The sequence below is a fragment of the Priestia megaterium genome, from assembly GCF_041941685.1.
In the GTDB taxonomy this organism is placed as follows: Bacteria; Bacillota; Bacilli; order Bacillales; family Bacillaceae_H; genus Priestia; species Priestia megaterium_C.
In genome coordinates, this window is sequence record NZ_CP130958.1 from 3516846 (window position 1) to 3531902 (window position 15057).

At 36.3% G+C, this 15057-nt stretch carries 11 protein-coding genes and 1 pseudogene; 3 read left to right on the plus strand and 9 right to left on the minus strand.

Features of this window, described 5'->3' with window-relative positions:
* Positions 1 to 131: 131 nt before the first annotated feature.
* From Q5794_RS18645 to Q5794_RS18660, 4 genes and pseudogenes are all read right to left on the minus strand, one after another.
* Positions 132 to 1151 (minus strand): Gfo/Idh/MocA family oxidoreductase, encoded by a 1020-nt coding sequence (locus Q5794_RS18645; RefSeq protein ID WP_075421870.1) that lies wholly within the window; start codon positions 1149 to 1151, stop codon positions 132 to 134.
* Between the two features lie 800 nt (positions 1152 to 1951).
* Complete coding sequence (locus tag Q5794_RS18650) at positions 1952 to 2959, minus strand: LacI family DNA-binding transcriptional regulator (protein WP_075421869.1); 1008 nt, start codon at positions 2957 to 2959, stop codon at positions 1952 to 1954.
* Positions 2960 to 3464: 505 nt separating this feature from the next.
* Positions 3465 to 3641: pseudogene (locus Q5794_RS18655) on the minus strand (IS6 family transposase); the annotation flags it as partial.
* Between the two features lie 141 nt (positions 3642 to 3782).
* Positions 3783 to 4679, minus strand: a complete 897-nt coding sequence (locus tag Q5794_RS18660; protein WP_214987230.1) for a LysR family transcriptional regulator — start codon at positions 4677 to 4679, stop codon at positions 3783 to 3785.
* 177 nt (positions 4680 to 4856) lie between these two features.
* Here Q5794_RS18660 and fumC point away from each other — a divergent pair, with 177 nt between their 5' ends.
* The 3 genes from fumC to Q5794_RS18675 all read left to right on the plus strand — a co-directional run bounded on the left by fumC (position 4857) and on the right by Q5794_RS18675 (position 8155).
* Positions 4857 to 6245, plus strand: coding sequence for a class II fumarate hydratase (gene fumC / locus Q5794_RS18665; RefSeq protein WP_374988286.1), 1389 nt, complete (start codon positions 4857 to 4859; stop codon positions 6243 to 6245).
* 586 nt (positions 6246 to 6831) lie between these two features.
* A complete protein-coding gene (locus tag Q5794_RS18670) occupies positions 6832 to 7275 on the plus strand; it encodes a hypothetical protein (protein ID WP_214987231.1) in 444 nt (147 codons plus the stop codon).
* A gap of 457 nt (positions 7276 to 7732) precedes the next feature.
* Positions 7733 to 8155, plus strand: coding sequence for a MaoC family dehydratase (locus tag Q5794_RS18675; RefSeq protein ID WP_075421865.1), 423 nt, complete (start codon positions 7733 to 7735; stop codon positions 8153 to 8155).
* A 172-nt stretch (positions 8156 to 8327) separates the two neighbouring features.
* On the opposite strand, the gene fabF is transcribed toward Q5794_RS18675, so the two are convergent.
* The 5 genes from fabF to Q5794_RS18700 all read right to left on the minus strand — a co-directional run bounded on the left by fabF (position 8328) and on the right by Q5794_RS18700 (position 14699).
* On the minus strand, positions 8328 to 9563 hold the full coding sequence (gene fabF / locus Q5794_RS18680) for a beta-ketoacyl-ACP synthase II (protein WP_214987232.1): 1236 nt from the start codon (positions 9561 to 9563) through the stop codon (positions 8328 to 8330).
* Positions 9564 to 10034: 471 nt separating this feature from the next.
* On the minus strand, positions 10035 to 10817 hold the full coding sequence (locus Q5794_RS18685) for an SDR family oxidoreductase (protein WP_214987233.1): 783 nt from the start codon (positions 10815 to 10817) through the stop codon (positions 10035 to 10037).
* A gap of 192 nt (positions 10818 to 11009) precedes the next feature.
* The gene (locus Q5794_RS18690) at positions 11010 to 12164 is read right to left on the minus strand and encodes a YhgE/Pip domain-containing protein (protein WP_374988287.1); all 1155 of its coding nucleotides are present in this window, start codon (positions 12162 to 12164) and stop codon (positions 11010 to 11012) included.
* 239 nt (positions 12165 to 12403) lie between these two features.
* The gene (locus Q5794_RS18695) at positions 12404 to 13684 is read right to left on the minus strand and encodes an SCP2 sterol-binding domain-containing protein (protein ID WP_251445505.1); all 1281 of its coding nucleotides are present in this window, start codon (positions 13682 to 13684) and stop codon (positions 12404 to 12406) included.
* 418 nt (positions 13685 to 14102) lie between these two features.
* Positions 14103 to 14699: a TetR/AcrR family transcriptional regulator gene (locus Q5794_RS18700; protein WP_075421860.1), complete on the minus strand. Its 597-nt coding sequence runs from the start codon at positions 14697 to 14699 to the stop codon at positions 14103 to 14105.
* Between the last annotated feature and the right edge of the window lie 358 nt (positions 14700 to 15057).

Sequence of the window (15057 nt, forward strand, 5' to 3'; positions counted from 1 at the left end):
TTACACATTTAATTTGTTTTAGAAGTGCTGCATTTCAGGAATCTAAGCCTAAAAAGAAGAATTAACCCATAATGATACCGCTTTCTTTTTAGGTCGGATAAAATAATAATTTTGTAATTGAGATAGTTTAATTAAATCAACTGTACACTTTCCTTAATTTTCACAGGTGCATTTGTCTTAACAGATTCAATACAAGCAAGTGCAATTGACAGAGCTCTGCGAGCATCGTTACCTGTTACATATGGAGTACTCTGATTACGCACACATTCTACAAAAGAAGTGAGTTCTGCGATGTAAGCATCATGTAATAATTCAGTGTCTCTTCGATATGTATCCCTACTTATTCCTTCTGCCGTGTAGCGAATCATATTTGTTTGTTGAACACCCCCAGCTGTCACCATTCCAGCTGAACCAAATACTTCACCGCGAACATCATATCCATAAACTGCTTGGAAATTTGCTTCAGCTGTCGCAATTGCTCCGTTATCAAAACGGATGTTAACAACCGCAGTGTCAAGGAGACCTTTATCTTTAAAATCTGGACGTACAAGTGCATCGGCTACTGCATAAACTTCAACTGGTTCTGCACCTGGATTTAAATAGAGTAATGTATCAAAATCATGGATTAGCGTTTCTAAAAAAATAGTCCATTCTGGAATTGGAGTTGGATCCCCTAATCCAGGATCACGCGTCAAAGATCTCAATAACTGTGGAGTTCCGATTCTACCTTCCGCAATATCGTTATGAGCAGCTCTAAAATCTGAAGCAAAACGACGGTTAAATCCGACTTGTAAGGGAACGTTTGCGTTCTGAGCTGCCAAGATGGCTTTATCTGCTTCTTCTAGGGTAATAGCCATTGGCTTTTCACAAAAAACTGCTTTCCCCGCATGAGCAGCAGCAACAACCAGATCTGCATGTGAACGGGCAGGAGCTGCAATAACTACTGCGTCAATATGTGGATCTTGAAACATTTCCTTTGGATCTGTATATGCCTTTGACACTCCGAGTTCTTTCGCAAGTCTTTCAGCAGCTCCTGAAACTGGATCAGCAATCGCGTTAAGCTTTGCCCCATAGATTTTACGAGCCACTGTTCTTCCATGAAAACTTCCCATGCGTCCTGCACCAACCAGACCAATTCTAACTTCTTTCATCTTTCTTCCCCCTTAAGAGTAAATAAAGTTACCATCTTCTTGTTATTTCTTTTTTGTAGCGCTTTCATATTTTGGGTTCAACCAACCCTTTTATGCTTTGTAAGCTAACAATTAAGGAAAGCTCTTTCCTTAATATTTAGTTTATCCCCTAGTTTTTTTATTGTCAATAATTTTTTAAAAATTTAAACAATGACATAAAATTATGCCTTATAACGCAATTTTAGACCAAAAACTCTTCCTAAAGGTATTAGAAACAGTAAAACCGTTCTGTATTTTTTATAATTATTAGTAAACTAAATTCATACATTTTTTAAATTAAGGAAAGTTCTTTCCTTATAAAATTTCCTTAAAAGCAATAAGTAGTTACCACGATAAATTAATAAAGTTAATAGGAAAGCGCTAAATGGATTGCCTATAAATAGCTATATCTTTTTGCAAAGTGGATTTTATTATATAGAATAAACAGCAATATTCTACCTATGTCAAATGAAGATCATAGAGAAGAGTAAAGATCTGTAGTGTGTAGTTTAGTATATCTCTAGCTGAGACAACAAAACATAAAAATATTTAGAATCAGATAGAGCTACTATAAATATCGTATAAGATATATGAATGTTCTTACGAGTTAAGAATTATTGTTTATCTTCTTTTAAAAGAAGATAGCAAAAAAAGGCTACATAGCTTCCTTTGAAGCTATGTAACCTTTTTTACTTCTGAAAATTGATTATACACCAAAATATCTAACTTTAAACTTTAATAAGGGTATTAGTTACTATAAGGTTTAATTATTTTATTTCCATTCATGTATTCGTTTTATTGTGAGAAGTAGATGCACGAACCACTAATTTTGGAGATAAAACAATTCGTTGCTTCGTCTCCTTTGAATCTTCAATCTCCTCTATCAATAGTTCAACAACCTTCTTACTCATTTCACGAATAGGCTGAGCTATCGTAGTTAAAGGAGGATCACAAATTGTCGAAAGAACCGTGTCGTCAAATCCAATAATCGATAGATCATGCGGAACTTTTATTTTAAGTTCACGCGCACCTTGTATTGCCCCAATCGCAAGAAATTCGGTTGAGGCAAAGATAGCCGTCGGGGGAACAGGCAAATGTAGAAGTTCACGTGTAGACTGTCTCCCCTCATCAAGTGAAGTATTATTGAGAGATACTAAACTTTCATCATATGACAATCCTGCTTTCTCAAGGGCTTGTTTATATCCCTCAAATCTTGCTCTTATCGTCGGAAACTTAATGTCTTCAGTAATCATTGCGATTCTTTTATGCCCTAAGCTTATCAGGTATTCTGTAGCCTCATACCCTCCTAAAAAATCATCTACTAATACTGCATCCACAGCAAGAGAAGATACGTCTCTAGAAAGTAACGCAACCGGGATCTCGGCCTTAAGCAGCTCCTTAATAGCCTTATCCTCTTTTAATCCTGTAGCAATTATAATACCATCTATGTATTTTTGCTTTAATATAGAAATATACTCGATTTCATTTTTTAAATCATTGTCCGTACTACAAATCATCAAACTAAAACCAAATTTCTTAACATGGTTTTCAATACCCCTTGCTATTTCTGCCATAAAAGGGTTCGCAATATTAGGTATCAGAAGCCCAATAGTTTGAATACGCTTTTTAACAGATGCTACGACACTAGGTTGATAGTTTAACTCATGCATGGTATCTCTAACCTTTTTTCTGGTTTTCTCTGCAATACTCCCCGTATTATTTAATACTTTAGAAACGGTTGAAATGGATACTCCAGCTTCCTTTGCTACATCATATATTGTTGGTTTCATTTCCTTTCCCTCTTTTCTCTTAACACCTCATACATTTATTCTAACCTATTTTAGTTATAGGTAAAATGGTTGTAAAACAAAGACTAAGATACTGATTGCTCACATCATACTTCTTGTGGGATTATTATTTGTTAACTTTAATCTACAGGAGACATCAGTAACAAAGTTTGTTAGCTTATTGGAGTAAAGAACAGGACTATCTTTTGAAGACCTCCTTGTTTACCCTTGATTTCGCTCATGTTAGTGCTCGTCACAAGCTTCTTGATACACTTGAAACATCTTCACGTACAGGAATGGTTAAGAAATTAGGCTAAATCCCTTTAACTAAGTTTTTTGAACTCAAAATGACAAACTTCATATGACTTGAAAATTTCTTATCAATATAAATAAAAATTTCAAAAAGCCTATCCATCTTTATGGGTGGTCTTTTTGATTTCTCGTTATTTCTATTTACCATAATGTTTATTTGCCCTTTTATTTTGATGTAGGTTTCATCGACTCTTCATGAGTTATTGGTTGATTTAAGATGATGCCGTACTCTTTTCTCTAATTGAGGTCCATATTGATGAACCAAGCGCATAATAGTAGTGTGAGCGATTGATAACCATTGCTCTTCCAGCATTTCCACTAAATCACGAAAACTCAGGTTGTACTGTAGGTACTACCTTACTGTTACTAAAATAACATCAGGCCGATAATGTTTCTATTTGAACAAGTTTTTCTCTTCCATACTGATCACACACCTTTTTTAAAATAATAGTATCAGTGTGTCCAAGATTGAGAGCTTACTTGTAAGTGCATTGAAATTTTCGCACCAGAATCCTTATTCTTCTATAGACCTGATTTGATGAAAATGTTGGATAATATACTGTTTGAAGTTTTCAACAACAGGAGATAGATATTTTCCTTCAACCCACGAAACCCCAATCGTACGTTGAAAACTCGATGAACAAATGCGTATTTTTGCGAGGTTAGTTTGATCCAACCCTTTAAGATCAGGGAGTATAGATACTCCTAAACCAGCTGCGACGAACCCTGCAATAGTAGCAGCTTCTTCACCTTCAAATACAATAGTAGGATTGATATTTGCCTGTTCAAAAATATCGTCGATTGTTACCCGAAGAGCATATCCTTCTCTCATTAAAATAAAGGACTCCTCAGCAATCTCCTCTACCGTAACATGTTCTCGTGTAGATAACCTATGTCCCTTAGGCACAAACAAAAATAGCTCTTCATCCCATAAAGCAATCCATTTCACAGGAGATTCTACAGGAAAAGAGGCCAGTAAACACAGATCTAATTCACCAGATGTCAGCTTCTCCTGCAGCCAGTTAGAATGGTTTTGGTGTAACTGAAAATGAACGTTAGGGTATTGTTTCTTGAACCCTGCAATTAAACTAGGGACTATTGTGACTCCTAAAGTATGTAAGAATCCAAGTGAAATTTCACCTTGGTCTGGTTTTAAAAGTGAATTAATCTCTTCCTTTCCTTCTTCATAGTCTTTCATAATAGAATCCACTTTCTTGAGAAAAATTTCTCCGTATTTATTTAACTTAATAGAGCGCTTTTGCCTATCGAAAAGAGGGACTCCCAAATGGCCTTCTAGTCGCACAATAGATCGTGAAAGAGCAGGTTGACTAATCGATAAAATTTCAGCAGCTTTCGTTACGTGTTGAACGCGCGCAAGAGTTTGAAAATACTCAAGTTGTTCCCATTCCATTAAAATTTCATCTCCTTCAGTATAATCATTACATGTAAACATTAAAAATATACTTATTATGCATTATACATTATAAAACATCAATGCTAGTATTACTTTGTCAGTAAAAATTTAAACTATTTTTTTGTTTTTATAAAAATCGAACAAAATTTAATGTGTTTAAAAGGAGAAGTTGAGATGGAATATAGATTAGAAAAAGATACTCTGGGTGAAATTAAGGTTCCTGCAGATAAGTTTTGGGGAGCGCAGACCCAACGTAGTAAAGAAAACTTTAAGATAGGCACTGAAAAGATACCAGAACGTATGATAAAGGCCTTTGCCATACTCAAACGTAGTGCAGCCAAGGCAAATCATCGCCTTGGAAATTTAGAAAGTGAAAAAGCTGAAGCGATTGTAATGATTTGTGACGAGTTAATTAAAGGTGCATACAGCGATAATTTCCCACTTGTTGTGTGGCAAACAGGAAGTGGAACGCAAAGTAACATGAATATGAATGAAGTTATAGCGAATTTGGCCACAGCCTTATTGAAAGAGATGGGAGCAAAAGCTACAATTCATCCAAACGACGATGTTAATCGTAGTCAAAGCTCGAATGATACGTTTCCTACGGCTATGCATGTAGCGAGTGTTTTAGCTGTTTATGAACAATTGCTTCCCCCACTTAATCAACTTAGAAACACATTAGAGAAAAAAGCCAAGCAATACCAAGACATTATAAAAATTGGGCGCACTCATCTTCAAGATGCAACACCACTAACCCTTGGTCAAGAAATGAGTGGTTGGGTTCATATGCTTGATCGCTCAAAAGAAATGATTATAGAAGCAACAGAAAAGATGCGCGATTTAGCAATCGGGGGTACTGCTGTAGGAACTGGGATTAACGCTCATCCTCAATTTGGAGAGGTTGTGTCAGAAGAAATAACGAATTTTACAGGACAACTGTTTAAAAGTTCATTAAATAAATTCCATGCATTAACGAGCCACGATGAGATGGTTTATACACATGGAGCTTTAAAGGCCCTTGCAGCAGATTTAATGAAAATTGCCAATGACGTTCGATGGTTATCCAGTGGTCCTCGTTGTGGGATTGGAGAAATTACTATTCCAGCAAATGAACCTGGAAGCTCTATTATGCCAGGTAAAGTGAATCCTACCCAAAGTGAAGCGATGACGATGGTAGCAGCACAAGTAATGGGAAATGATGCAGCAATTGGTTTCGCAGCGAGTCAAGGAAACTTTGAACTTAACGTATTTAAGCCTGTCATTATTTACAACTTTCTTCAATCAGTAAGACTTCTTGCCGATTCAATGCAAGCGTTCCACGATAAATGTGCTGTAGGAATTGAACCAAACATCGAAAAGATTCAACAAAATGTAGAAAACTCTCTCATGCTTGTAACAGCTCTAAATCCTCATATTGGTTATGAGAATGCAGCTAAAATAGCAAAATATGCCCATCAAGAAGAATTAACATTAAAAGAATCAGCACTCAAGCTGAACTTGTTAACAGAAGAACAGTTTGATAACATCGTAAGACCCGAAAACATGATTAATCCTTCTATATAATGTTGATTATGGATGTCTGCATGTTATGAATGAATTTATGCGTGAAGTCTTTACGAAGAACTAAAGGATTAATTACTGACCTTTTACATTATGGCTATCTAACGAACCAAGTACAATGTCCATAAAAGTATACTTCTTTAGAAACACGAAAGTCGCAGTAAAAGAAGGAACTGTTAAATAATAATTCATATTCTGTGATTTAGAAGTGTAATATTTGGTGGGAAAATTGCTTATTTATCGTTAGTAAGTGTAGACAGTAAAATAATGATGTTTACGAAATATTTTATTATTTAATTAACGTAATGAATGTTTTCAGAATATAAAAAAGGTGTCCTAACTTACTGAAGGACACCTTTTTATTGTTGCATTAACTAATTCTTCTTCACGAAACAAATTAAGTTTCACATTTTGACAAGATTTAATGGACACACACGTAAATTAGAACCATTAGAAATTACTGATTTTATTGAGCGTAAAACGCTTTTAAAATACAAAATAAAAACCTAACATGTCTTGTTTAAAAGAGCGTGTGAGATTTTTGTTAAAAAGGGCATACTAACGTTATCTGAAAGAAAGAGGTGTCGCTATGGAATCTCCTTTTGAAATGATAACAGATCTGGACAAAGTCGAAAATGCTTATTATGTAGAAGTAAAGCCTGGTGAGTACAATGCAAAGTATTGGAATAAAGAATCGGTCTATTTTGCCGATGAAGCTTTTTCTTATTTCTACACCACGATTTGCAATTATGTGCCACAGTATCAACCTACCGAAGTGACAGAAATCAAAGCAGAAACATGGCTGCGCATCAGTAATCAGCTACAAGAACTAGCGCATTTTTTGAGTAGCAATCCTCCTATGATTAAACTAAAGAAATGGATTGATTTTAGCAAAGTGGAGGAAACGTACAAACAGTTTGATCGTCACAAAAACAAGTACATTCGTGAGTTAATTAACATGATCGACCAATTTACAGCGTGGTTAACAAAGGTGTGTCAAACACAATCGTACATCACCATTTTGGGCACTTAATACTGCAGTAGGTAAGATGTAAATGGCCTTGGAACATGCGCTTTTTTATAGGCTGGGGGTGACTTGTCTCTTTTTAGAACAAGAGAAGGAAAGGTGTCTCAACTTCCACAATTCTAAAAAAGTTTAATCAAAACCATATATAAATGTTGACATAGTCATTGACTAAATATTTTTTTTACTAATTGGCCTACTTGTTTTGCTACTGTTTCAGTATCTCCTGTTAATTCTCCTAATACATAAGATTCCATTATACCCACAATAGCCATACCTAAAAATTTCAATGAAATAAAGTTAAGGGTTTTCTTTGAGCTAATGAAATTATTTTAATGCTTTGTTATACTCCTTTAATTATAATAGAGTATTTAAATCGCTCATCTTTCTTTTAACTTGCTAAGGAAGTAATACTACACTAATATTGACAGGTACAACAATTGATTTTTAAATAAGAGGTGTATCAATGAAGCTAGATGAGTTTACAATTGGACAAGTATTTGAAACTAAGTCCCTTAAATTAACAAAAGAAGATATTATGAGATTTGCAAAGGAATTTGACCCTCAATATATGCATTTAGATGAGGAAAAAGCGAAACAAGGGAGATTTAATGGAATTATTGCTTCTGGAATACATACAATGGCGCTTTCATTTAAGCTTTGGATTGAACAAGGTATGTACGAGGAAGATGTTATTGCTGGAACAGAGATGAATAATATTAAATTTATAAAACCCGTTTATCCAGGCGATGAATTGCGTACTATTGTCAAAGTTATTGATAAAAAAACGAAAAAAAGTGAAACGGGAATCCTTACTGTCTTATTATCTACTTATAATAAAGAGCAAAAAGTATTTGAAGGTGAGTTGTCGGTACTGATTAAAAGATAAGTTCTTATTGAAAAAGAAGAAATCCAAAAACTTTGTCGACAATAAATTAAATCAAAAGGAGCAGTATTGTTAATGTACTGCTCCTTTTATTTGAATAAATCCCGAGATAGTTAAGAATTAAACGTTAAAATAATATTTAACCTATCAATTAGTCCTTTTACTACATTTTTATCTATATCGACAACTTTTTAAATAGCAACACAGCATTATGTCCGCCAAAACCAAAACCATTAGAAATAGCATAGTTGATCTTTGTCTTAGTTGCATGATTTGGCGAATAATCTAAATCACAATCCTCATCGGGTGTTTCATAATTAATAGTAGGAGGAACTATATCTTCCATAATACTTCTGAGGGTTATTACAGCCTCAATCCCACCAGCTGCCCCAAAAAGATGTCCAGTCATTGATTTCGTGGAACTTACCTTTAAGTTATAAGCATGAGCACCAAAAACACTTTTAATTGCTTTAGTCTCTGATTTATCTCCTTCAGGGGTGCTTGTCCCATGCGCATTTATATAATCCACTTCAGTGGATTTTATATTCCCCATGTCTAAAGCCAATCTCATGGCATTTGCGGCTCCGGTATAATCAGGGGAAGTTATATGATAGGCATCTGTTGTGGAACCATAGCCTACGATTTCTCCTAAAATTGTTGCTCCTCGTTCTCTTGCGTGTTCATACTCTTCCAAGAATAAAACACCTGCTCCTTCAGACATGACAAAGCCATCACGACCTCTGTCAAATGGGCGACTTGCCTTTTCTGGAAAATCATTAAAAGTGGACATTGCTCTCATTCTTGAGAACCCAGCAAAAGCCAGTGGATTAATAGGAGCCTCAGCCCCTCCAGCTAATATGCCATCAGAATATCCATGTCGAATATTTAGAAAAGCCTCACCAATTGCTTGATTTCCTGTTGCACAAGCAGAAACAGGTGAAAAGCTAGGTCCCTTAAAACCCGTTTTTATAGAAATAATTCCCGAGGCCATATTACTAATCATCATAGGAACCATAAATGGAGAAATTTTTCTTGGTCCTTTTTCAATTAAAGCCTTATGATTATCTAATGTAGTATTAATTCCCCCAATACCGGAACCAATATAAACCCCTAATCGCTCCTTATTCAAACTTTGTAAATCTAGATTCGCCTGTTCTAAAGCTTGTTGAGCAGCAGCAACCGCATATTGTACGAATAAGTCATATTTCCCCACTTCTTTTTTATCGAGATATTGCTCTCCATCAAAGTCGGTAATATAACCTGCAATTTGGGTGTTAATATTATTAAAGTCATCAGACTTAATTTTTTTGATACCTGACTTACCTTCTTTAATATTCTCCCAGAACGCTTGAACCGTATTTCCTAACGGGGAAACGACTCCATATCCTGTGACTACAACTCTTCGTGACATCAAAAACACTCCTCCTCTAACCTTCTTTTTTACATACAATTCAATCTCTACTTACAAGTATTGCTGGCATTGCCTCGTTGAGAAATTTTGTACCTACTCCTACGTTATGAATATTGTTTTCTCTGATAATAATGGTTATCTCCTACCCCATGCACCCGTAGCTTCGAACATTGCTTTTGTAAGATTATCTACAAGTTTGGACTTGGTCTCCTTGAGGTGGTCAGGAGAATGCAGTTAGTTACCTTTACCATAAAAATCGGAAAGATTTAAAGTATTCAAAGAAGAAAAAATAATTAAAAGCTACTTTAAATACTGGATATCTTAACTTAGTAAACAATGCCCTAAACGTATTGAATGTAGTAATGTCTTGACAATAAGAAGGCATCGAATAACCTAGCCTAGATAAACCGTGCGATTCTATACATAATTCGAGGAAGGACCGTGGCTAGTTTTTCTAGTACCTCCATTTGGTCATCGCTCGACTCGCGCTGTACGTTCTCTAATCGAACGAGTCATCGCTTTGCGAGGTAGCAATCTCGGCAGGGATGTTATGAACCGGTGGACAGCTCCTGGAATAATTAACGTCTTTCCGCGTAAGAAATCGCGATACGCTTCGTCCGCCACCTCCCCGACCTCCATGACGCCACTTTTGTACAGCTTCGAAGACCCCAATTCTGCACGACCAGTGAAGCCGGTTGCTGTCGGACCCGGACAAAGGGCTGTCACAGTAACGCCTGTGCCACTTAGTTCGTTCTCCAGAGCTTCGGTGAACGAAAGCACGTACGCCTTCGTCGCGAAGTAAACTGACATTAGAGGTCCCGGATAAAAAGCTCCTACCGAAGCCACATTCATCACACCCCCTCGGCGTCGTTTAACCATATCTGGCAAGAACAACTTCGTCATAATAGTTAAAGCTTTGATATTGACATCAATCATATTCATTTCTTGTTCCAACTGCGTCTCCAAAAATTCCCCATACAAACCAAATCCCGCATTATTGACGAGATAGTCGACAGTAATCTCTTTCTTCTTAAGATCCGAGGCAATTTCTTCTGCCACGCCAGGTAACGAGACATCCTTGGCATAGACCGTCACTTGCACATCGTATGCTTCCCGATATTCCTTCGCGAGTTCCGCAAGTTTGCCCTCACTTCGCGCTACCAGCACCATATTGTATCCATCCTTGGCGAAACGATTCGCCAACTCTTTGCCAATCCCGCCCGATGCTCCAGTAATAAATACAGTTTTGCTCATCTTGTAACCCACCTCTACTATTATTTTTAAATCAGTCATTCGCTTAAGCATAGTTCACTCTTCACGAAAGTTCGATAACTCCAAGTACTCCAAGTTTTTCACCCTGGAAATTAGTTTGTTCAACTTGGATGTTCATTGTTTATACCTCTTTTTTGATATTTTTCCGTTTTTAAAAGTTTATAAAAACCATTTTTATACATTTGTTAAGTTCAAACTTTTTTCTTTTTTATTTTCCCGTTGTAGAGCCACTAGTATGAATGTAATGATGATAATTCCCATTAAAATTCTAAAAAGCATAATTATCTCATGAGAAATGGATGGACCTCCAGTAACCAGTTTCATGATCCCGTCAACTGCATAGGTTGCTGGTAGAAAGTTACTTACGGTTTGGTAAAAATTTGACAATAACTCCCTTGGTATAGTTGAACCAGATGATAACAGTTGAATAGATAGCATAGCAATATTTACCCATCCACCTGCATCACCCACAATAAAAAATGGAACCTGGGCAAGGAATAGAAATGTTAGTACATATATCATTTGAAAATACCACATTGTTATAAACCCTTGATGAGAATGTACGCCCATTACGTAAACCATAATAGATCCAATGGTAGAAATTAGGATGGTAGCCGTAATAATTAAAAGAACTCTTGCCCCAAACCTTTGCCAACGATTGTATAAAGTCTTGAAAGCTTTAGCAGCTTTGTTCATTTCCATAATAAATAGCATTGAACCTGTAAAGGATGCCATTACTAACATCATAGGAACCATCAATCTTGAAAAATTTGAAACTTGATTAATATTGTTAATAACGGGATGTATACGTTCTGATAGTCCTTGAGACAATCCAATAGCTTGATTAGAAGGTACATGCATTTGCTCAAAAGTAAATTGTAAGCCCGACTTCACCGACTCTTTATTAATCGTACTAGTTACTTTTTGCTCAACTGTTTGCATTACACTTTTTAACATACTTGGATTTGATTCGTTTAAAGAGTAAATAATTTTCGCCTTTTTTTCATTATTTTGAAGCGTAGAACTAAAATCTTCTGGGATATAGATTACCATTTGAACTTTACGATCATCTAGCTTATCCATTGCACTTTTTAAGACTGAAGACTGAGTAATTTTAAATTTTAAGTTTTCTTCTAAATTATTTGCTATTTGTGCTCCTATTTTAGAGTCTTCATTTACAATAATAATTTTAAATTGATCGATGCGGTCAGTAACATGATCATATCCTGTATTCCAGATAATGCTAAATAATACTTGAAATATAATTGCAGTTATTAAACCAATAATGACACTCCTTGTTTTTAATAAGGATAAATATAAATTTTTCATTTCAGTAATTCCCCTTACATTTACTTATGCTTTTTTTTAATCCATATTAACATTGTGTATATTGACATTGTTAATATGGATTTCATACATTATATGACCCTAATAAAACTACCTCCTTTTGCACGGAGGGCAGTTTTTTAAGAGATTTTTCTATGAACCGTATCGGTAAAGAAATAATGTATCGAACCTAACAAAATGATTAGGTTATTTTCCACTTTTTATTAAAATCTTCTCCTCTTTTATGAAGGAAAGCACTTGCTGAAAGCCTTGAACAGCTTTAATTGTCCTTTTGTGCGAATTTTACCTGACATGACTGCCGATAACACCCCTGTTTCTTTGGCCATCAGCCGAATCCATGTTTGACTGTCTGCAATAAGTTGGAAATCCGCATCCCCTATATGTCCCTTTTCCACAGTAAGAGTCTTGTTCTGAATGATAACCGTTGCTTGAGCATTTTCTTCCCCAGTAAATGTAAAATGATAGGTAGCAGCTAAATCTTTTGCTTGATTTCTCTGAAACATATGAGGAAGCACTTGTAAAAACGCTTTGATTGATTTCGATCGTAAACCGTTGCTCACCGGTCGAACTTGTTTATGTGGAAAACGCTTTTTCACATGATCCTCAGCGTCGGAATTCGGTACTACATACACCATTTCGCTTTTATCCTGCAGTGGTTTAACAACGTCTTTCAAAAATTTCTTACGATCTTCAAGAAACTCACCAATTACATCTTCTCCAGCAGGACAAACAGACAAACAGTAGGCTGCTTTATAGCTAGCCCCAAAAGAAAGGCTCTGCCACATAGATGCTGTTTCTGTATCATTTACTTTGTCCTTGTATGCTTTAGAATTTTTGCTGTCGGTAATCTTCTCCACCCAGTCGGTGAAGCCGCCGGAAAATTCTCTATAATTATGCGTATAACAGGCGGAGAAATTAAAATGACCATCAGCGCCAATAGCTCCTACCGGACAGGCAGCTACGCACAATTTACACTCTAAACACGGATTATAATCAATGGGCTGACTTTCCGAAGTCATATCTGCATTTGTAAGGATCGTACCTAACAAAATAAAGTTGCCGAACTTGGGATGGATGACATTTCTATGGATGCCGATTTGTCCGAGTCCAGCCGCAACCGCAATTGGTTTATGTGAAATGACCCATGCTTTTCCCGTGCTTTCCTGTTCCATCGGGAATCCTGCTGGCGGATTCAACGCTTTTATGCCTTGCTCTTCAAGCTTTTTCACGATTTCATGTCCGATATGCGTTACGTTATCGACAACATGATGAAATTCCGTATTTGCAATGGATCGAGCCGTCGAACGCAAGGGCTCGCGGTTCATTTTGCAGACGAAACTAATAAGCGTCCTAGCTTCAGGAAACAAATTCAAAATCTCTTCTCGTTGGTCCCCAAGTTCGTTTCGGTCAATAGAGACGAACCCAACATCGTCGGCTCCTGCATGTAGACATAAATTCCGCAACCATTGTGTATCTATGCGCCTGCCTTCGGTTCCCTGCATAGTTTCCTTTTTCTCATAATATTGTTTTACAGAAGGGTGATCATTTATTGTCACCTTTTTCATAGCACTCAACTCCTTAGTCATTCAATTTAACGCTCATCTGTCAGTACTACTCTGTTTGATGCCCTGCCCAATCATTTGAAGTCGTGCATTCCATACTGAATTCGTAAAATTGATTTTTAGTTCTAGCGTTGTGAAACTTTCTACCAAGGCTAACAGAGCTTGTACGGAAAGCTTATCGGAACGGTCAAGACTTAAAGTTTCTTTCCTCTTGATCATCAATGATCAGGTGATATCAACTATGACATCACCCTTATCAGAGTTCGTAGAATCGTTCTAAGTATTATAGGTAGAAAAAGAGACCGAACGGTCTTTTTTAAGGTAAAAAAAAGCCATAGTCGGCTTCTTTTTTAGACTGTTAGGAACAGGTCTGATCAAGAAACGATCTAAGATGATGCACAGCTCTTTTCATGTACTCTTGGTTCTTGTAAAGTTTGCTAAGTGCTAGCGCCCCCTCCAACGTGGAGATAAACACAGTCGCCACAAACTCGGGATCCACTCCCTGTTTAATCTCACCCTTATTTATGCCTTCCTGAACAAGATTACGAACCATTCCGAGTAAGCTATCCATTGCTTCACGGACTTTTTCTTGAAGTAATGGGTCTGCGTCATCCGCCTCAATGGCAGCATTCATAATCGGGCAACCTCCAGGGAACAATTCCTTTTCAGCAATCCCCTCGAATACGGAAACAATGGAAAAAAGACGTTCCATGCATCCTTGTTTGCCTGTCATTGCTTCAGAAAAAAGATGCCTCATCGTGTCAATGGAAAAGGAAAAAGCGCTCAGCATTATTTCCTCTTTATTTTCGAAATGGTTATAAATCCCTCCTTTTCGAAGACCAGTCTCGTGCATGATGTCTGATATAGAAGATGCCCTATATCCTTGGCTATTAAAAAGTTTCGATGCTTTTTCTAAGATTAGGGCTTTAGTCTGTTCTCCCTTGCGATTAACCATGAATCTATTTGCCTCCGTTTAAAAAAAGGTTTACGAAAATTTTAAGACCGTTTGGTCTTTTTTTATTGTACAATTAGGTAGTATCTTTGTAAAGTACAAAAAATAATAGGCATATAAAAAGGCAGCAAGTCTATCTGAACGCGGTAACATTAAAGGAACAGGTACTAATTAATACATAAAAGAAAACATGCTAAGCTTCTAATGATTCTACAAAATCACTTGTATGCAAAATATTTTGAATATGTTATATTTTTTCTAATCAAAAAATCACAGCTAAAGATGGTGAGGCATTCATTAAAAACTACGATATACGATATCTGTATTCATTTTCTCTAGGAAAAGTTTTACAAGGAGTGAA